This is a genomic window from bacterium, from assembly GCA_037143175.1.
Lineage (GTDB): Bacteria > Verrucomicrobiota > Kiritimatiellia > CAIKKV01 > CAITUY01 > JAABPW01.
Map to the genome: position 1 here is coordinate 1 of JBAWZF010000052.1, position 19,267 is coordinate 19,267.

The 19,267-nt window shown below is 52.1% G+C and carries 19 protein-coding genes; all 19 read left to right on the plus strand.

Annotation, left to right across the window (positions count from 1 at the left end; all coding sequences use genetic code 11):
- Window positions 1-852 (plus strand): bifunctional ADP-heptose synthase (locus WCI03_12625; protein ID MEI8140696.1); only part of this gene is annotated, 852 nt, incomplete at its 5' end.
- Window positions 842-1,600: a 3-deoxy-manno-octulosonate cytidylyltransferase gene (kdsB, locus tag WCI03_12630; GenBank protein MEI8140697.1), complete on the plus strand. Its 759-nt coding sequence runs from the start codon at window positions 842-844 to the stop codon at window positions 1,598-1,600. The genes WCI03_12625 and kdsB, both read left to right, overlap by 11 nt.
- A gap of 19 nt (window positions 1,601-1,619) precedes the next feature.
- Window positions 1,620-2,444, plus strand: coding sequence for a 3-deoxy-8-phosphooctulonate synthase (gene kdsA / locus WCI03_12635; protein MEI8140698.1), 825 nt, complete (start codon window positions 1,620-1,622; stop codon window positions 2,442-2,444).
- Complete coding sequence (gene lptC / locus WCI03_12640) at window positions 2,422-2,910, plus strand: LPS export ABC transporter periplasmic protein LptC (GenBank protein MEI8140699.1); 489 nt, start codon at window positions 2,422-2,424, stop codon at window positions 2,908-2,910. Before kdsA ends, lptC begins: the two co-directional genes overlap by 23 nt.
- Before the next feature lies 1 nt (window position 2,911).
- The gene (locus tag WCI03_12645) at window positions 2,912-3,508 is read left to right on the plus strand and encodes an LptA/OstA family protein (protein ID MEI8140700.1); all 597 of its coding nucleotides are present in this window, start codon (window positions 2,912-2,914) and stop codon (window positions 3,506-3,508) included.
- Between the two features lie 7 nt (window positions 3,509-3,515).
- Window positions 3,516-4,241: an LPS export ABC transporter ATP-binding protein gene (gene lptB, locus WCI03_12650; GenBank protein MEI8140701.1), complete on the plus strand. Its 726-nt coding sequence runs from the start codon at window positions 3,516-3,518 to the stop codon at window positions 4,239-4,241.
- Between the two features lie 19 nt (window positions 4,242-4,260).
- Entirely contained in the window at window positions 4,261-4,599 is a 339-nt protein-coding gene (raiA, locus tag WCI03_12655) for a ribosome-associated translation inhibitor RaiA (GenBank protein ID MEI8140702.1), read from the plus strand.
- Window positions 4,600-4,601: 2 nt separating this feature from the next.
- Window positions 4,602-5,570, plus strand: coding sequence for an HPr(Ser) kinase/phosphatase (hprK, locus tag WCI03_12660; GenBank protein ID MEI8140703.1), 969 nt, complete (start codon window positions 4,602-4,604; stop codon window positions 5,568-5,570).
- Window positions 5,563-5,868 carry an HPr family phosphocarrier protein gene (locus WCI03_12665; GenBank protein ID MEI8140704.1) on the plus strand — a complete coding sequence of 102 codons (306 nt, stop codon included), beginning with the start codon at window positions 5,563-5,565 and terminating at the stop codon, window positions 5,866-5,868. The genes hprK and WCI03_12665 overlap by 8 nt, the downstream gene beginning before the upstream one ends.
- A 5-nt stretch (window positions 5,869-5,873) precedes the next feature.
- A complete protein-coding gene (ptsP, locus tag WCI03_12670) occupies window positions 5,874-7,658 on the plus strand; it encodes a phosphoenolpyruvate--protein phosphotransferase (protein MEI8140705.1) in 1,785 nt (594 codons plus the stop codon).
- 66 nt (window positions 7,659-7,724) lie between these two features.
- Entirely contained in the window at window positions 7,725-8,888 is a 1,164-nt protein-coding gene (metK, locus tag WCI03_12675) for a methionine adenosyltransferase (protein ID MEI8140706.1), read from the plus strand.
- Between the two features lie 17 nt (window positions 8,889-8,905).
- On the plus strand, window positions 8,906-9,352 hold the full coding sequence (gene fabZ / locus WCI03_12680; GenBank protein MEI8140707.1) for a 3-hydroxyacyl-ACP dehydratase FabZ: 447 nt from the start codon (window positions 8,906-8,908) through the stop codon (window positions 9,350-9,352).
- Window positions 9,349-10,122, plus strand: coding sequence for an acyl-ACP--UDP-N-acetylglucosamine O-acyltransferase (gene lpxA, locus WCI03_12685; GenBank protein ID MEI8140708.1), 774 nt, complete (start codon window positions 9,349-9,351; stop codon window positions 10,120-10,122). The genes fabZ and lpxA overlap by 4 nt, the downstream gene beginning before the upstream one ends.
- Window positions 10,123-10,148: 26 nt before the next feature.
- Window positions 10,149-12,080 carry a type II secretion system secretin GspD gene (gspD, locus tag WCI03_12690; GenBank protein ID MEI8140709.1) on the plus strand — a complete coding sequence of 644 codons (1,932 nt, stop codon included), beginning with the start codon at window positions 10,149-10,151 and terminating at the stop codon, window positions 12,078-12,080.
- Window positions 12,077-13,657: a GspE/PulE family protein gene (locus tag WCI03_12695; protein ID MEI8140710.1), complete on the plus strand. Its 1,581-nt coding sequence runs from the start codon at window positions 12,077-12,079 to the stop codon at window positions 13,655-13,657. Before gspD ends, WCI03_12695 begins: the two co-directional genes overlap by 4 nt.
- The gene (locus WCI03_12700) at window positions 13,658-14,878 is read left to right on the plus strand and encodes a type II secretion system F family protein (GenBank protein ID MEI8140711.1); all 1,221 of its coding nucleotides are present in this window, start codon (window positions 13,658-13,660) and stop codon (window positions 14,876-14,878) included.
- Between the two features lie 166 nt (window positions 14,879-15,044).
- On the plus strand, window positions 15,045-16,253 hold the full coding sequence (locus WCI03_12705) for an outer membrane beta-barrel protein (GenBank protein ID MEI8140712.1): 1,209 nt from the start codon (window positions 15,045-15,047) through the stop codon (window positions 16,251-16,253).
- Window positions 16,254-16,359: 106 nt separating this feature from the next.
- Complete coding sequence (locus tag WCI03_12710; GenBank protein ID MEI8140713.1) at window positions 16,360-18,558, plus strand: polysaccharide biosynthesis tyrosine autokinase; 2,199 nt, start codon at window positions 16,360-16,362, stop codon at window positions 18,556-18,558.
- The coding region (locus WCI03_12715; GenBank protein MEI8140714.1) for a polysaccharide biosynthesis/export family protein at window positions 18,555-19,267 on the plus strand (713 nt) is incomplete at its 3' end. The genes WCI03_12710 and WCI03_12715, both read left to right, overlap by 4 nt.

Genomic DNA, 19,267 nt, shown 5'->3' on the forward strand with positions numbered 1-19,267 from the left:
GTACTTGGGGGGGCAGCCAACGTCGCGAGCAATGTATGTGCCTTTGGAGGAAAGGCCGTTATTGCGGGTGTGGTGGGCAATGATGTGGCCGGGCGCGATCTGTTGGCGCTTATGAAAGAACAAGGGATTTGTACCCGGGCGGTTCGGACTGTGGTGGGCTTTCAGACAACCGTAAAGATGCGTGTGCTGGCGGATCGGCAGCAGGTGGTCCGCGTGGATTGGGAAAGCGATTCGCGTTTGCCACCGGATGATATCCAGGCCTTCTGTGAAATGATTTCCAAGGAAATAGAGTCCTGCGACGGAGTCGTGGTTGAAGACTATAGCAAGGGGATTGTTTGCCAGGAAGTCATGGATGCCATTTTGGGTGCGGCCAAGGTAAAGGGGATTCCCGTCGGTTTGGACCCCAAGGATAATTTAAATCTGAGCATCAAAGGTATTACGCTGGCAACACCGAATTACAAGGAGGCGCATCTTTGTTCCGGCCTGCCGGCAAAAGCTCCGCCGCCCGGGGATCCCATGAATGATGTCTCGTTACGGAAAGCGGCGGAAGCACTTTTGAAAATCTGGGAACCGGAACAACTTCTGGTGACGTTGGGCGCAAATGGAATGTATATGTTGGCCCGCAATACTCCGCCGCGTGTCATCCCGACGCGGGCTCGGGAGGTGTATGATGTGAGTGGGGCCGGGGATACGGTTATTGCCACCTGTGTGATGGCCTTGGCGGCAGGCGCCTCGTTTAATGAAGCCGCCGTTCTGGGAAATAATGCCGCAGGGGTGGTGGTGGGGAAACTGGGGACGGCGACCTGTTCGCCGGTTGAACTCATTGCGAGTGTGGAGCGAAATGAAGTTTAAGCAAGAGCGAGTGGTGGGCGTGATTCCCGCACGTTGGGCCTCTACGCGATTGCCGGGGAAAGCCCTGGTGCCAATCTGTGGTAAGCCTTTGATTCAGTGGGTCTTGGAGCGGGTCCGTTTAGCCACTCGTCTTGATGATGTGCTCGTGGCCACGGATGATGAACGGATTCGGTCGGTGGTGACAGCGCTCGGCGCGAAGGCTGTGATGACGCGTGTGGATCACCCTTCGGGTACGGATCGAGTGGCTGAGGCGGTGGCTGGCCTGGATGCCGGAATTGTGATTAATATTCAAGGAGATGAGCCCTTGATTGATCCGGGGTTGATCAATGGGCTGGCGGAGGTTATGGTAGAGGCACAGGAATGGGATATGGCCACTGCCGCGACACCGATTCATTCTCCGGAGGAGTTGAACAAGCCTTCCGTTGTGAAAGTGGTTTTTGGGGAACAGGGCCGGGCGTTGTATTTTTCGCGATCGGTAATTCCGTTTGTACGGGATACCGCGCCGTGCGGATTGACGCATTGGCGACATGTGGGGATCTATGCTTATCGACGTACCTTTTTGGATCGGCTTGTGAAGGCGCCGCCCTGTGTGCTTGAATTGACCGAAAAGCTGGAGCAATTGCGCGCCCTTCATCTGGGCGCCCGGATGAAAGTTGTTGAGACGCAGGAGATGGGGCTGGGAGTAGACACTCCTGAGGATGTAGCGTTGGCTGGAGCCGCGCTGAAGCGTGCCGGATTGGCATCATAACAGATTGTGAGTGGGAAACATGAGTACAGAGGTTAAGGTCGGGAGTGTGAGTGTGGGGGCGAAGCGCCCTTTAGTATTGATTGCAGGTCCCTGTGTCATTGAAAGCCGCGAGGGCTGCCTGGAGATTGCCGGAAAATTGGTTCGGCTGGCAAAGACCCAGAAAATTTCACTTATTTTCAAGGCGTCCTATGACAAGGCCAACCGGTCTTCCGTACGCTCGTATCGGGGTCCGGGCCTGGAGCGCGGTCTTGAAATTCTGGCTGAGGTGAAGGCTCGATATGGGGTGCCGGTGTTGACCGACATCCACAGCGTTGAGGAGGCTGAGCGTGCGGCGAAAGTCGTGGATATCATCCAAATTCCTGCCTTCCTGTGCCGACAGACCGATCTTGTTGTGGCTGCCGGGAAAACGGGGATTCCGGTAAATGTTAAAAAAGCGCAGTTTATGGCCCCCGGGGATATGCGTAATGTGATAGATAAAATCGAGTCTACCGGCAACCGGAAGATCATCCTGACCGAGCGGGGAGTTTCGTTTGGATACAATAATTTAGTCGCCGACATGCGTAGTCTTCTGATAATGCGTGAATTCGGTTATCCGGTGATTTTTGATGCCACCCATAGTGTGCAGCGTCCGGGTGGGGCCGGTGACCGAACCGGGGGGGATGGGTGTTGGGCTCCCGCCTTGGCGAGAGCGGCTGTTGCCACGGGGTGTGAGGGGGTGTTTATGGAAACCCATGTCAAACCCGAGGAGGCGATGTCCGATAGGGATAATACCATTGCATTTTCGGCCATGGGTCAACTCTGGCGGACGTTAAGGAAAATTGATGATGTCGTGCGTCTTGCATAAATTTCTGATCAGACTTCTTGTGCCAGCCTTACTCGCCTGCGGAACGGTGTCTTTTGCCCAGCAGCTTGGAGGGATGGAGGATCGTGAGATTGATGATTTCCGGATTCCTGAATTCGATGCAAACGGGATATTGAAGTCTGAGATCTTTGGCAGAAAAGCCAAAATGCTCCAGGACAGCAAGATCAGGATCACAGGGCTGCAGATTATCATGTATAAGAAGCGCGTGGAGTTCAGCACCTCGAATGTTGTGGATGCGGTGCTGTCCTCGGATCACTGCACCGTCGATCAGAAAACTAAAGATGCGTTTTCAAATGCGGAGATGAAGATTGTGCGGGATAATGTTGTGATTACAGGGCGGGGGTTCCGATGGTCCGCCGCGAGTCAGCGAATTGAGATTTTGAATAATTTTCATATGGTGATGACGGGGCAAGTCAAGATGTGGCCCCTGTTGAAGGAGAAAAAGTGACATGAGGAAAGTGTGTATAAATGCGGCGGTGGGATGTGTGGCGCTGCTGGTCGCGGTGATAGCGTCTGCCCAGGATCTGGCGTCCGGCGGAGTGGGGGGGATGACGATGGGCAGTGGGGCCAGTGAAACACATATTTCAGCCAAGCGGGCGGACTATGATATTTCCAGGAACGTACTAGTGCTTGACGGGGATGTGGTTGTGAGTGATCCGCGAGTCACAATTAAAGCGGATCAGATCACGATGTTGATGAGCACCAACCGTGAGCCGGAGATGGTGACGGCTGTCGGTTCGGTGGACATTGAACAGGATTTGAGCCCGAAGGGGGTGTCGGAAAAGAAGGGGATGCAGATCAAGGGATTTCGGAAAGCGACCTGCGGCCGTGCGGTATACAGTGTTCGTTCCGGCATCACCGTGTTGACTGACAAGCCTGTGATTACTCAGGAAGGGATGACCTTGCGCGGGTCACGCATCATTTACAGCCGTGATGAGGACAAGGTTCATATTGATAATTCACAAGGAACATTTGTGCCGGGTGAGGGAAAAAGTGACCTCGGTGACCTGATGAAATCCAAGAATGCGGCTAAGCCCCAGAAATGAGGTTTTTGTGGATCCGTTAATCAGAACTGAGGAACTTGTTAAAGCCTATCGAGGGAAGACCGTCGTGCATGGCGTCAGTGTGAACGTCAATGCGGGCGAGATTGTCGGGCTATTGGGTCCCAATGGAGCTGGCAAAACAACGACCTTTTACATGATTGTGGGTTTGATTCGCCCAACCCGGGGTAAAATTTTCTTCAAAGGAAAAGATATCTCTGCCAAGCCCATGTACCAACGGGCGCGCATGGGAATGGGCTATCTGGCGCAGGAACCTTCCATTTTCCGCAAATTGACGGTGGCAGAGAATATCATGGCGATTCTCGAAACCCGGAATCTCAGTTCGCGACAACGCAAACAGCGGATGGGGGAGCTCATGGAGGATCTGGGTATTTCCGGTCTGGCCAATCAGAAGGCGTTTACGCTGAGTGGTGGTGAGCGACGGCGCCTTGAAATTGCCCGCGCACTGGTAACGGATCCGGCGATGATTCTACTGGATGAGCCCTTTAGTGGCGTGGATCCACTGGCTGTCTATGATGTTCAGGAGATTATTAAAAGCCTGCGTAAACGCGGGTTAGGCATTCTCATCACGGATCACAGTGTCAGGGAAACATTGTCCATTGTAGATCGGGCCTACCTGATTTGCGAAGGACGTGTGTTAAGGGAAGGGACCAGTGAATTCCTGATTAAAGATGATGTTAGTCGGGAGTTGTATTTAGGCCCACGATTCAGTATGTAGGGAAAGGGAGAACATTAATATGACAATTGAAATTACAGGTAGAAATGTTGAAGTGACTAATAGCATGCGGGATTATGCCGGGAAGCGATTAGATAAGTTGCTGGCTGAATTCCCTCGCATTGATAAAATGCACATGATTCTGGATGTTCAGAAATTCACGCATCTTGCTGAAGTGATTGTCCATGCGGCACGTCACATCCAGCTTGAAGGCAAGGCGACGTCCGAAAATATGTACGCGTCCATTGATGAGGCAGTTGATAAAGTTGAGGCTCAACTCCGCAAGACATTAGATAAGCGCCATGAGCACAAGGGCAACAGCAAGCTTCGTGACTTGGAGCCAACTACGGAAGTGGAGTAAGCATGAGTGATGCGGCGGTGGAAAAAACACTGGCGACGGTTGATGATTTTATAAAAGCCTCGAAAGACAGGCTTGATCTTGACCTTGTCGCGGGTGCCGCCGGGTTGAATCGCAGGATTGAAGAGTCCGCGATCAACCGGCCTGGGTTAGCTTTAACTGGGTTTTTCCAGTATTTTGCCCACCGCCGTATTCAAACGCTGGGACATGCCGAAATGGCTTACCTGGCATCCCTGACTGAAAATGATCGCCATGAGCGGTTGAAGCAGATTTTCATGCGCCATGTTCCCTGTATTGTTGTGACACGGCGGCATCGTATTTTGCCGGAACTCATTGCATTGGCGGAAGAATTCAAAACGTGTTTGCTGCGAACTCCTGCGATCACCAAAAACTTTATCAATGGGGCCACTGTCATTATGGGGAATCTGCTGGCACCACATATGGTTATGCAGGGAACGATGGTTGAGATTTTGGGCGTGGGCGTGCTGCTCATCGGGAAACCTGGTGTGGGGAAAAGCGAGACTGCGTTGTCGCTTATCAAAAAGGGCCATTGCCTGGTCTCTGATGACGTGACTTCGCTGCAGGTGGACAGCGCCGGTGATGTGATTGGTTCTCCGGTAGGGGTCATTCGTTATCACATGGAAATTCGCGGGTTGGGTATCATTCATGTCCCGAGCCTTTTCGGCGTGGCCTCGGTGCGCAACGAAAAAAAATTGGATCTGGTGATTAATCTTTGCAGCCCTGAAATGGTCTCCGCGGAGGATCGCAGCGGGCAGATGACTCAGAAACGTTCAATTCTGGGGGTGGATATTCCCAGTATTGAAATCCCGGTGGCACCCGGGCGGGATGTTGCTAATATTGTGGAAGTGGCCGCATTGGATCAGATGCTAAAACGGTTGGGACATGATGCGGCCAAAGAGCTTGATGAAAAATTGATCTCCGTACTGGCGAAGGATGATAAATCCGATGAGTAATGCCGGGCATAAACAAGATCCTTCCGAGAAGATTTTGGTTCGTGAAGTGAAAATCCAGAATAAACTTGGACTTCATGCACGGCCGGCTGCTCTTTTTGTCAAAGCGGCGAACCGTTTTGCCGCCGATATTACTGTCGAAAAGGGCTGTAACAAAGTATCCGGCAAAAGTATTATGGGTCTCATGACACTTGAGGCAGGCTTTGGTACGGTTTTGAAGATTATTGCTGACGGTGTTGATGCCGAGGCTGCTTTGGCAGAAATCCAGTCGCTGATGGATAGCAAATTCTTCGAAGGGTAACCACGATGACGAATCCGCAGGCCCCCGGCAGTTTGGTGGAAATCATTCTGCATGGAGTCGGGGTTTCCCCGGGAGTGGTGATTGGTCCGGTCTATAAGGCCAGACACGAAGAAACCGAATTCTCTGAACGCATACTCAATCCTGAGGAAATCGGCGATGAAATTGCCCGATTCAAAACTGCTGTCACCGTGACCCGACGTCAGATTACGGTGATTCAGAATAATGTGAAGCACGCCATTGGTCAGCAGGATGCCACGATCTTTGATGTCCATAAATTAATTCTGGATGATGCCGCTTTTTTTGATGAAACGATTCGATTGATTACCAAGGATAAATTGAATGCTGAGGCAGCCGTGCGTGCTGTTACGAGCCGGTACATTGAAGCCCTTTCGGCGGTGGAAGACGAATATCTGAGAGAGCGTGTATCCGACTTCAAGGATGTGGCCCGTCGTGTATTACGTAATCTGACGGGTGAAAAGACACACGCGCTGGATGGACTTCATGGAAAAAGCATTGTGGTATCCCCTGATCTCGCCCCCTCCGAAACGGCATCTCTCCGTAAAAATCTTGTATTGGGATTTGCGACAGATATGGGGAGTCGGACGTCACACTCCGCTATCATGGCCCGTGCGATGGGGATACCGGCTGTGGTCGGGTTGGGCGACGTGACCCATAAACTGTCCCCGGGGGATTGGATTTTAATGGATGGCACCGAGGGGGTGGTTATCCTCCGGCCGTCCGAGGCGACACTTAAGAAATACAATAAGCTGGCGCAGCAGAGAAAAATGATTGAGGCCAGGTTGACACGGTTGTGTGACCTGCCAGCCGAAACCTTGGATCACCATGGAGTGACCCTTTCCGCCAACATTGAGTTTCTCGAGGAGGCCAGGGAAATCCGGAAATATGGTGCCATTGGGGTGGGGTTGTTACGTTCAGAATATCTATATATTGCCCATGACGAGTTGCCGACGGAGGAGGAGCAGTTAGCGGCCTATAGAGGGGTGGCCTCATTGTTGGCTCCTGAGCCTGTGATCATTCGTACGGTGGATCTTGGCGGTGACAAATTTGCATCGTCGGTGAGAATGCCCCCTGAGATGAATCCCTTTCTTGGATTTCGAGCCATCCGGTTCTGTCTGGCACAGCCGGAAATGTTCAAAACTCAATTGCGGGCGATTCTGCGGGCGAGCGCTTTTGGTAAAGTAAAAGTCATGTATCCTATGATCAGCAACGTAGGGGAAGTCATACGGGCTAACGCTATTTTGGAAGAGTGTAAGACCGAACTCCGCCGGGAAGGTCACGCTTTTGATGCCATGCTGGAAGTCGGTGTCATGATTGAGATTCCCTCAGCGGCCCTGACGGCGGACATTATTGCCAAACACGTTTCATTTTTCAGCATTGGGACCAATGATTTGGCTCAATATACCTTGGCAGTGGATCGGGTGAATGACCGTGTGGCCCATCTCTACGAGCCCACTCATCCGGCGGTATTGCGCTTGATTAAGACGACCATTGATGCCGGGCATGCCAGGGGAATTTGGGTGGGGGTATGCGGTCAGATGGGTGGGGATCCGTTGATGACCCTCCTTTTGCTGGGATTGGGGATTGATGAGTTAAGTATGGTCCCCGCCTCAGTTCCTGCCGTCAAGGAACTCATTCGCAGTGTTACGCGCGCACAGGCAATAGATTTGGCTCAGACGGCACTGTCCTGCGAGACCGCATCAGAGGTTTTAAAGCACTGTCGGGCCCTGATTGCAAAAGTGGCTCCTGAAATACTTGAATTAGTGAAGTGATTCAGGTAACAATGTTTAGCTCGTGACCGGTAAAACGCCGGAACGATATCAAAGAAGGGGAATATCATGAGTGATCGTTACTTGTTTACATCAGAATCAGTTTCGGAAGGCCATCCTGACAAGGTTGCCGATGGTATTTCAGATGCCATTTTAGATGCCAATCTTAAACAGGATCCCAAAGCCCGTGTGGCGTGTGAGACACTGGTGAGCACCGGACTTGTTGTGGTCGCAGGCGAAATCACGACCAAGGCGATTGTTAATTTTGCTGATATTGCCCGCGATAAGATTCGCAAGATCGGTTACACGGATCCTGATCTTGGTTTCTCGGCTGATAGCTGTGCCGTGATGGTCTCGTTGGATCGCCAGTCTCCAGACATCTCACAGGGGGTGACCTCGGGGCAGGGACTCTTTAAGGAGCAGGGCGCGGGTGATCAGGGGATGATGTTCGGTTATGCCTGTGATGAGACCCGTGAGTTGATGCCGATGCCGATCATGTTTGCGCATCGTCTGACCAAAGCTTTGGCGAAGGCGCGTCGCAATGGAAAGCTCCCCTTCTTGCGTCCTGACGGAAAATCCCAGGTTACGATTGTGTATGAAGATGGATGCCCGGTCAGTGTTGATACCGTGGTGGTGTCTTCACAACACAGTCCGGATGTGTCCTATAAGACTCTCAAGGATGGCATTATCGAGGAGATTGTCCGCAAGGAGATCCCCGAGAAATTGCTCAAGAAAACCAAATTCCTCATCAACCCCACCGGGCGTTTTGTCATTGGGGGCCCACACGGCGATAGCGGTTTGACCGGGCGCAAAATCATTGTGGATACCTATGGTGGAATGGGGCGGCATGGTGGCGGTGCGTTCTCGGGCAAGGATCCTTCGAAGGTCGATCGTAGTGCGGCGTATATGGCCCGCTATGTGGCTAAAAACGTTGTTGCCGCAAAGTTGGCGAGCCGTTGTGAACTGCAGTTGGCCTATGCCATCGGTTATCCTGATCCTGTGTCGGTGCATATCGATACTTTCGGTACCGGGACCGTTAGCGATGCCCAAATCGTCAAGGCCGTTAAGGCAGTGTTTGGCCTGAAACCCGCCGAGATCATCAAGACATTGGATCTGCTTCGTCCGATTTATGAAGCCACCTCTTCTTACGGCCACTTTGGACGGACGGAAAATCTGGATTCGTTTACCTGGGAGCGTGTCGACAAAGTTGCAGCGTTATTGGCCGCAGTCTAAAGGAAAAGGCAAATTCTATGGCAACAATGGATATTCAAGAAATCATGAAGTTATTACCCCACCGGTTTCCTTTTTTACTGGTGGATAAAATTATCGAGTGTGATGATTATAAGCGCATCGTAGGTATCAAAAATGTAACCATCAATGAGCCCTTTTTCCAAGGCCATTTCCCGGGTGTGCCAGTGATGCCCGGGGTGTTACAGATTGAGGCGATGGCGCAGACGGGAGGCATTCTGATTAACCGTATAGCCAAGGCGGGCGATCGGGTGCCTTTCTTCATGTCCATTGATAAGGCCAAGTTCCGGCGTGTGGTGAAGCCCGGCGACCAGATGCGTATTGAAATTGATATCATTACCCATAAAACCAAAATTGCCCGGTTTGTCGGCAAGGTATTGGTCGATGGTGAGCTTGCCTCGGAAGCTGAATTGATGTGCATGTTGGCGGATCAGAAGGTGCCGGCATGACGAAAATTCATCCTTCAGCCATAGTGCATGAAGGGGCTGTGCTAGGTGTGGATGTCGAGATTGGCCCTTATAGCATCATCGGCCCTCATGTGAAACTTGGTGACCGCACCAGGGTGATGCCTCAGGTCTTTCTTGATGGTCATACCAGCCTTGGCGCTGAATGCATTGTATTTCCCTTCGCCAGTATTGGCAGTCAGACCCAGGACTTGAAGTTCAAGGGGGGCACCACCTATGTCGAGATCGGGGACCGGACGACACTGCGCGAGTATGTAACCATTAACTCCGGCACGGCGGATGGCGAAGTGACACGAGTCGGGTCGAATTCGCTCATTATGGCGTATTGTCATGTGGCGCATGGGTGTACGGTTGGGAATCGCGTGATTATGGCGAACAATGCCTCCTTGTCGGGGGATGTTCTGGTTGAGGATGATGTGGTGATTGGCGGGATGTCCGGCATTCATCAATTCACCCGTATTGGGACCTGCGCAATGATTGGCGGAATGGCGAAAATTACCCAGGATGTCCCTCCGTATATGCTGGTGGATGGTAATCCTTCCGGCGTACATGGGATTAATTCTGTGAAGTTGCAGCGTTTGAATGTGGCCGCCGATACGGTTGCCCTCGTCAAAAAAGCATTCAAGATTCTGTATCGTGATGGGTTGTCGACCCGGCAGGCGATGGAGCGTATCCATGCCGAATTGCCAAAAACCCCTGAAATTGAGCGTCTGATCAAGTTTATTGAGACCTCGGAGCGGGGCATTCTCAAGTGACCGTCTGCCTCGGGGCAGGGGGGACTATGTATCGAGCACTGCCAATCTTTTGCCTGGGCTTATCCCTGACACTCTCAGGGATGACCTTGGCTGCTGTGGAGGAACGACCGGTGGCAATCGCCGCGCCTCAGTCGACCGTCAATTTCACCTTCAGTCAGGTCGACGTCCGTTCGTTTGTAAAGATCATTGGCGAGATTACCGGGCGGCGCTTTATTGTTGATGAGGCCGTTAAAGGACAAATCACCGTCGTAGCTCCGCGGGTTCCGGTCGCCGAGGCGTATTCCTTGTTCACGCGCATTCTGGAGTCGGTCGGTTGTGCGGTTATCGAGGAAGACAATTTAAATCGCATTGTCGTGATGCCGTCCCGCACCCTGGTCTCGGCTCCGGTAATCGGGGAGAATGGGCGTATTGAGGGAAACGGGGTGATCACACGCGTGATCCGTCTGAAGAATACCAATGTGGCTGATTTACGGAAAATTCTCGACACCCTTACGGGGCGTGAAAAGGGAGCTTCTGCGGCGATCCTGGAATCTTCGAATCACATCATTCTAACTGATACGGTGGCAAATGTCCGGAGGTTTGAGCAGATCATTGCCGAGATTGACAAAGCCGGGGTCGGGACGACGAGTGAGGTTGTTTTCCTGAAGAACGCGGATGCGGGGGAATTTGTTCGGCAGTACAATCAAGCGATTGGGCCACGTGCCATGATTCGTGACGGCGTCGCGGCCCCGCGGGGGAACGAGTTGATCATGGTCTCCACTCCGCAGTCCAATAGTCTGATACTGATCGGGCCCGCCTCGGATATTGCCGAGGTCAAAAAGCTGCTTGCGATGGTGGATATCGAGACGACTACGGGGCATGGTAATCTGCATGCGATTTTTCTGAAATATATCAGTGCTGAAGAGGCGGCCAAGAGCCTGAATGCGCTGCTCGAACGATCCTTGGGAAAAGATCCGCCAAAGGCAGGAGAAAGGAAGAAACTTTCTGTTGAGGCGAGTACTGCTAATAACGCCTTGCTGGTGGATGCGTCTCCCCTGGATTTCGAGTTGTTGAAATCGCTGGTTTCCGAGCTTGATCAGCTTCAGGAACAGGTCTTGATTGAAGTTGTGATTGCCGAAGTCAGCGCTGATGATTCGTTGGATGTGGGCGTTGAATTGACGGCTTTAAACACGCCGTCGAAGGTGGGGGATTCCGTGATTCAAGGGAGTACCCGGTTGAGCGATAATTCCAGCAGTATCAATGACGTGATCCAAAATGGGGTCTTCCCGCGTGGTATCATGATGGGCGTGGCGCGAGGCACCCGGTTGGACAGCAGTGGGAACGTGGTGTCCAGTTATCCGGGTCTGATTAACGTGAATGCCTTGCAGGCCAACGGTAAAGTCAAAATCCTGTCGAGCGTGCCTTTGGTTGCGCAGAACAACAAGGAAGCCAGTGTGAGCGTGGTGAATAATATTCCAATTCTTAAATCCACCATTCAAGGTGGTTCGGGAACGTCGCGTGATGTCATTCAGAATATTGACCGCATGGATGTCGGGATCAAACTCAAGCTGACCCCGCGCATCAACCCCTCCAATGAGGTTTGCATGGTCTTAAATCCAAGTATTGAGGCGATTATTGATGCCGGTCCCTCGGGGACGCAATTCGCGCCAACGATTGCCAAGCGTGAAGTGTCAACAACCGTGACCGTTCCGGATGGACGTACCATTGTTATCAGCGGTTTGATTCGTGAAGACCGGTCCAATGTCATTCGCAAGATCCCCATTTTGGGGTCAATTCCGATTATCGGGGTTTTGTTCCGGCGCACCGTAGAAACTAAAAATCGGACGAATTTGATTATTTTTGTTACTCCGCACGTGATGTCCACCGAAGTGAAAGCCAAGGCGGCTACAGACCGTTGGAGCCAGAAGACCGGTTTGAATATTACCAACACGGAAGCTTCTGTGATCAGCCCGCAATGAGCGATTCAAGAGACAACCTTGAGACCTTGCGGGCAAGTGCCCTTGAATTCGGGTTGGTTTTTTTGTCCGAAATCGGTGATGAGGCGCTCGATCCCGAACTGGTGAAGGGAATCCCCGTTGAATGGGCGCGTACGCATTGTTTGCTCCCTGTGCGATTGGATGGAGAGTTATGTCTTCTGGTGACCGACCCGGCGGAGGTCGGAAAACATCAGGATATTTCCCTTTTGGTGGGCGGGGAACTGCGTCCGGTGGTGGCCCCGGGCGAAGTCATTCTCAAGGCCATAGAACGGTGTTATGTCAGCCGTCGTGAATCCACTGAGGAGTTCCTGCGCGATATGGATCAACCGGCGGCAGGAGTTGAGCGGGCGGGGGAGTTGCGTTCGGATGATCTTCTAAAGACCGCGGAAGAAGCGCCGGTCACCCAGCTGGTGAATCTGATTTTGCTGGAAGCGGTCAAGGCGCGCGCTTCGGATATCCACTTTGAACCTTTCCATTCACGGCTCCGGGTTCGGTATCGTGTGGATGGCGTGTTGTATGAGCAGGCAAGCCCACCGAAGCATCTGGAGCGAACGCTGGTCTCTCGCATCAAGGTCATGGCGCACCTGGATATCTCGGAGAAGCGGTTGCCTCAGGATGGTATGGCGCGCGTACGGGTGGGGGAACGGGAAATTGATATTCGCGTCTCCACCGTGCCCGTGGCGGAAGGCGAACGGGTAGTGTTGCGGTTATTGAACCGGGATTCCTCCGTGATGACGCTCGGTGAGCTGGGTATGCCTGAAATGATGAATCGGTCTTTCGATGCCTTGCTACATGAGGTCAATGGTTTGATCATTGTTTGCGGGCCCACCGGTAGCGGGAAAACCACGACGCTCTATGCTGCCATCCAGAAACTCGATACCAAGGGACGTAATGTGATGACGATCGAGGATCCCATTGAGTATCAATTACAGGATATCGGGCAAATGCAGGTGAAGCCGAAAATTGGACTTACCTTTGCCCGGAGCCTCCGCCATATTCTGCGTCAGGATCCTGATGTGGTTCTGGTGGGGGAAACCCGTGATAGCGAAACGGCCGAGATTGCGGTCAGAGCCTCATTGACCGGGCATTTGGTGTTTACCACGCTGCATACTAATGATGCGGCGAGTGCGGTGATTCGTATGATGGATATGGCGGTCGAGCCCTACCTGTTAGCTGCCGCATTGCGTGGGGTACTGGCCCAGCGCCTGGTACGCCAGCTTTGCCCGCTTTGCCGGAAACCGGTTAAGGTTTCACCTCGCGATGTATCACTGCTTGGGGCTGCGGGAGAACGGCTGAATGGCGCGACTCTCTATGAGCCCGGTGGCTGTCCCCAGTGCCTGGGAGGCTATCGGGGACGAATCGGAATTTTCGAAATGCTGGTGATGAATCCTGAAATTGAGGCACTGATCCGAAGTGGCGCGTCGGCAGCCCGCCAGATGCGTGATCTGCCGGGGTGTGAAACCCGCTTGACGATGTTGGATGACGGGCTGGCCAAAGTGTTGGCAGGTCGGACCAGTTTGGCTGAAATTCTGTATGCCCTGGGTATTTCAGGAGCGTAAATGCGGACGTTTGCTTACAAAGGCTTTGATAGTTCCGGCGCGGTGCGGCGTGGTTTAATTGAGGCACAGGATCTCAAAGAAGCTCGGGAAAAACTGATGGCGCGCGGGGTTCTCCCTCAGGATGTTTCGTCCTCCGAATCGGCGGCGGGTTCTGTGTTGGGGTCTCGTCGTGGTATGGCTTTCAAGGCCGAAAGCAGAGTGGCATTTTATCGGGAACTTGGCGTATTGCTAGGGGCAGGCCTTCCTCTGGTTTCGGCCATCGAAATCTTGATGGAGTCGCCGGAACTCGGCGTTTCCCCTTCGTTGCTTGCCGGTGTTCGTGACCGGATCCGTGAAGGGGCCTCATTGGCTGTGTCGTTGAGTGCCATGGCTCCATATATCAAGCCCTACGAAAAGGCGATTCTTGAGGTGGGCGAAAAGTCCGGAAATCTTGAGACGATGCTGGAACGGTTGGCCCTGTTTCTTGAGGAGCAGGAACATCTGCGTGAGAGAATTGTATCCGCCCTGATCTATCCGGCCATTATTCTGGTATTTGCGATTCTTGTCGCCGTGGTCCTGTTGGGGTTTGTTGTGCCGGCGGCGGCCTCGGTTATTTCCGAGCAGTCCGATAAACTGAAACTCCCGCTTTTGACCCTGTTCATGATGGCTCTGGGGCGGGTGATGCTTTTCGGGGTGCCGGTCGCGATGTTGATAGGGCTGTTTGGTAGATCCTATTTTAAACAGCGGATGGCGGTTGATCCGGCGTTGCGGTTTCGGGTGGACCAATGGCTGTTTAAGATGCCTTTGGTCGGGCGTGGTTATACCATTGTCGCGAATTTGCGTTGTGCCAGAACTTTGTCCATCCTGCTTCAAGGAGGGGTCGGATTGGTGGATGCGCTGGCGCTAGCTGGGCGCTCGACGGGGAGCGTCTGGGTGGCTCATTTGATGGAAGAGGAGGCCGAGTCTATCCGGCACGGAAGCAGTCTGGCTGATGCGGTGCGTCGTATTCCGCCCCTGGCCCGCTCCCTGCCAGCCTGGATTCAGGCTGGCGAGGCGAGCGGGGCACTGGAACGGCTTCTGGAAACGGCTGGAAACGCGTATCAACATCAGTGGAATCGTTATGTCAGTCGCACCTTAAGCTGGCTTGAGCCTGTTTTGATTCTGGCCATCGGTATTTTCGTTCTCCTGGTAACCTTGTCAGTACTGCTTCCAATTATAGCCCTGAATCAAACGCTGGGATAGTCGAACGACGCCATTCAATCATTTTATCGTGTCTTTTGCGTGTATCGTGGTTCGGCTGCCCTTTGAAAGTTGAATTGTTTTCATTTGACTTTTCAGGACTATGTCGGCGAAACTGCTGAAGGTTGGTTAAGAATTAGTTTTCACCATGTTGAGGGAGGCAAATCTAATGAAGTCATTGAAGAAAGTATTTTGGGCAATTATTCTGGTGCCGTTGATGGCAGGGTCTAAGGGTGTTGCACAGGAGCAGGATCTTGGTTCCCCAACGGATGGCCCCTGGATGTTTTCAACAAGGGTTGGCGGGGAATTTTCTGACAATCGTGATGGGACGGAAAATGACAAGGAATCAAATTTTGATTTCATCATTGAGCCTCGTGCTGATTATCGTTTTCGTGATGGAGATCGCACCGTCCTTGATTTAGCGGCCCTTCCCATGTTGAAGTGGCATAGTAACCCGCGTGACAACAGTCAGGGTTCCGGGCAAAATGATACGGAACTTTTCGGAACGGCTATTGCCGAATTGTCGCACCAACTAACTCCGCGTTTGTTGCTCAGCATCGGCGATGCGATCACTTATAATGATGATCCGTCAATCAGCAGTGAGGGTTCAAATGTGCGTTACAGCAATAATCACATATGGAATAACGCCCATGCTAATGTTGACTATGTCATGACTGAGCAATTGACGGGGGGCATTGGCGGGAATTACGCGCTCAAGCGTTATTCTGACTCTGTGGTCGCAGATACCGAAGATGAAGACATTTTCGAAGGCTCCGCCAATCTCAAGCGCACGATGGGATCTGGCTATAAACTGATTGGCACCTTGGGGGCTTCTAAGTTCAAGAATAGCTCGGTCGATCAACAGCGGGGTTCAACAGTACTTGGCGCTGGCGCCGGGGTTGAGAAAACCTTTACGCCTGATCTCATCGGTAAAGTGATGGCCGGATATCAGCACGGGGAATATGAGAATGATGCGCTGGATTCCATTGATACCCCGAACGGTTCGGCGGAGTTGACGATGCGTGCGGCTTCCGCGACCCGTTTCCGTGTGGGCGGCAGCTACGGGTTTTATGCCCCTTATGTCCGGCCCTATTCGATCCAGACTTTGACCGCCATCAATGCCGGCGTTGATCATGATGTCCTCAGCAAGCGTTTGACGGTCAGCTTGAACGGGCAGTACGGCAATGGCCATTATAAGTCGGAAGGTGATCTTGAGGGCGGCGATGATACCATGGTCATGGTAGGCGTGCGCGCAGACTATCGCCTCAATCGCAACTGGTCGCTGAATGGCGGCTACACTCTTGAGAACTGGGATTCTGATGTGCGCGAGTCCTTTACCCGTAATCTTGTGGATTTCGGCGTTAAGGCTCAGTTGTAAGATTTGTAACATCCCGATCTGATGTATTTGACGTCGTAGGGATTATGTTGAGTTAATACTGGTGAGGCTCCTTGGGCCTCACCAGTTTTTTGAAGAGAGATAGAAGATGGCAGAAAATAACCAGGAATCCGCTCATTTCATGGATTATTGGCGGATGATCAAGTCTCGCATTGAGGTCGTCATTGCTGTCTTTCTGATTGTTGTCACGGCCGGTATTATCATTACCCTGACCCTGCCTAAAACGTACATGGCCTCCACGCGTATCAAGGTGCGGCAGGACACCCCGAATGTGACTCCTTTCTATACCGCCTCGCAACAGCAGCAGATGATGTCGGTATACGACATGTATTTCCTCCGTACTGAATTTGAGGTGATCCAATCCCGTCCGATTCTTTATGCTGTGATTCGTAATCTTCGTTTGCAGGAGGAGTTTGGCCGGATCTATTCTGATGATGGGGCACCTCTGTCTCTGGCTGAAACCTATCGAATATTGGTTGATGGGATGAAGGTGCAGCAGTACCGGGATACGAATTTGATCGAAGTTCGTATTTTCAGGAGTAGTCGCCGTAGTACCAAAGATGTCGCGAGGCATGATGCGGCCCGTATTGCGAACGAGATTGCATCGGTTTATCGTGATTCCCGAATGAAGCAGACGCGGGAAGTTGCTGAACAGGGCGTGAGCGCCTTGAGCGAAGCTTCAAAAGCCCAGCAACGCAAGGTGGAACTTGCTGAAGGACGTCTGGAAGAAATTCGGAGAGATCTCAAAATTACTGTGTTTTCCCCGAACCAGTCGGGAAGTTCAGTGGCCAGCTTGGAGAACGCCAAGTTGGAACGGTTGGAATTAAACCGGATTGTGGCCCGCAAGGAGATGCTGGATCACGCGACACGTTTGAAACAAATCGAAAATCTCAAAGGTTCTGATCTTCTTTATTCATCTGCTTATGTGATTCAGGATCCGACTCTCACAACCTTGCGGCAGCAGTTGACAGAGGCGGAAACGAATCTTAAACGCAAACAGGAGATGTTCGGTGAACGTCATCCGGATGTGGTTGGGGCGGGGTCAGTCGTCAATGATTTGAAACGCAAGATTGAGGAAACCCTTAAAGGCCAGGTTCTGGGGCTTCAGACAAGCTACGAGATTGCGAAGAAGTCGTATGAGGCGGCTGATCAGGATCTCATAGAAGCGAAAAAAAACGATATTAGTGCCCATAGTGAGCAGTATCTCCCCTTCGCTAAGATGGAAAGTGAAGTCCAGCGGCAGCGGCAGATGAGGGATACGCTGGAAACCCGATTGGTGCAGGAGAGCATTGGCATTGAATTGCCCCGCACACCCGTGGAGGTTGTGGACCAGGCTGAGGCTCCAGGTGAAAATGAGCCGGTCAGTCCGAAGATGGTGTTAAATGTCATATTGAGCATTGTCATGGGATTAGCTTGTGGCATTGGGTTAGTTTTCTTTATTGAATATGTCGACACTTCGGTCAAGACGGTTGACGATATCGAGAAATTTATCGGGGCCACAATTATTGGCATCATTCCCCAGAAAGTACGTCCGTTATCGGATGAAGGTTCCGAGAGTCCTCATGCCGAAGCCTATCGTGTGTTGCGAATGAATCTCGAGCTTTCTAAGAAATTGGGCGGCGGCAACACCATGTGTGTAACGAGCGGCGGCGCGGGTGAAGGGAAGTCGCTCACGCTCTTCAATCTTGCGTTTATCTGCTCACAGGCTGGGAAAAAAGTGATCGTGATCGACTCGGATATGCGGCGTCCGACTCAACATAAAATGTTCAAGGTGTCGAATAGGATCGGACTTGCCGACGTGCTTATGGATAAGGCCAGTGTTGATCAGGCCATTGTTCCTAACGCAGTCGGAACTGTCGATTTTATGCCCAGCGGAAAACTGCCATCCGTCGCCCATGGCATTTTGAGCTCGCAACGATTGCGTGCGCTGATCGATCTACTGAAGACGCGTTATGATTATGTCTTTTTTGATTCTCCTCCGATTATGGGCGTCAGTGATGCGGCAATCTTATGTAGTGAAGTGGATGGGGTGTTGCTGGTGATTCAGCATCGCACATATCCGCGTGCGGTATCTCTCCGTGCTAAGACGATGGTGGATAATGCAGGCGGAAATTTGCTGGGGGTGGTGCTCAATAATCTGAATGTGACCCGCGATTATTATTATTACCACAATGCCTATTACAATTACTCTTATGGCTCTTCGCGTGATCGGCGTCAGGAAAAACTGGATAAGGCTTCAGCTGAGTCTTCTCCCAAGTCGAAAGGGAGTCAGGTGACGAACGCGTGATAAATCGACTACAGAAGATGGTGGGATCGATCGGTTGGATGGTCATTATCATGACGTTGTCCGGGTGTGTAGCTGGCCCTAAGCCGGTAGTGGTCGTGGATCCCTATCGCCCAGAATTACGACGCAAGATAACACCTCCGCCAGTCAGAAAGCTATCTGAATCAAAAAAAACAGTGGAAACAGTTGAGCCGATTGCCTCACGGGTCACTACAAATGCTGTTGTTGAAGCCGTTTTCGAGCAACCGGAGCGAGTATTGCGAAAAGGGGATCGAATCCAAGTTACTATTTACGCAGCTCCCGAACCGTTTACCTGTCCGCATGTAGTGGATGAAGATGGGCGCATCAATATTCCCTTGATCGGATCGATGGCGGTGGCAGGCAAGTCCTGTGGGGCCGCCCAGCGTTCCATCGAAAGAGCCTATATTGACCAGCAGATCTATAAGAACGTAACCGTGATTATTGTGCCGCCGGAAGGGGAGTACACTGTATCTGGTGAGGTGATCAGGCCTGGCCCTTATCCGCTGGGACGTGATCAGACCTTGATGCAGGCTTTGTCCCGAGCGGGGCGTTATACGGAGTTTGCAGATCAACGCCGGGTGTTCCTGCTGAGAAATAATGAACGGGTGGAAATCAATCTGGATGACATTCGCGAAGGTAAGCGGAAAGACATCGTTATTATTTCAGGCGATGTTATCGAAGTTCCCCGTTC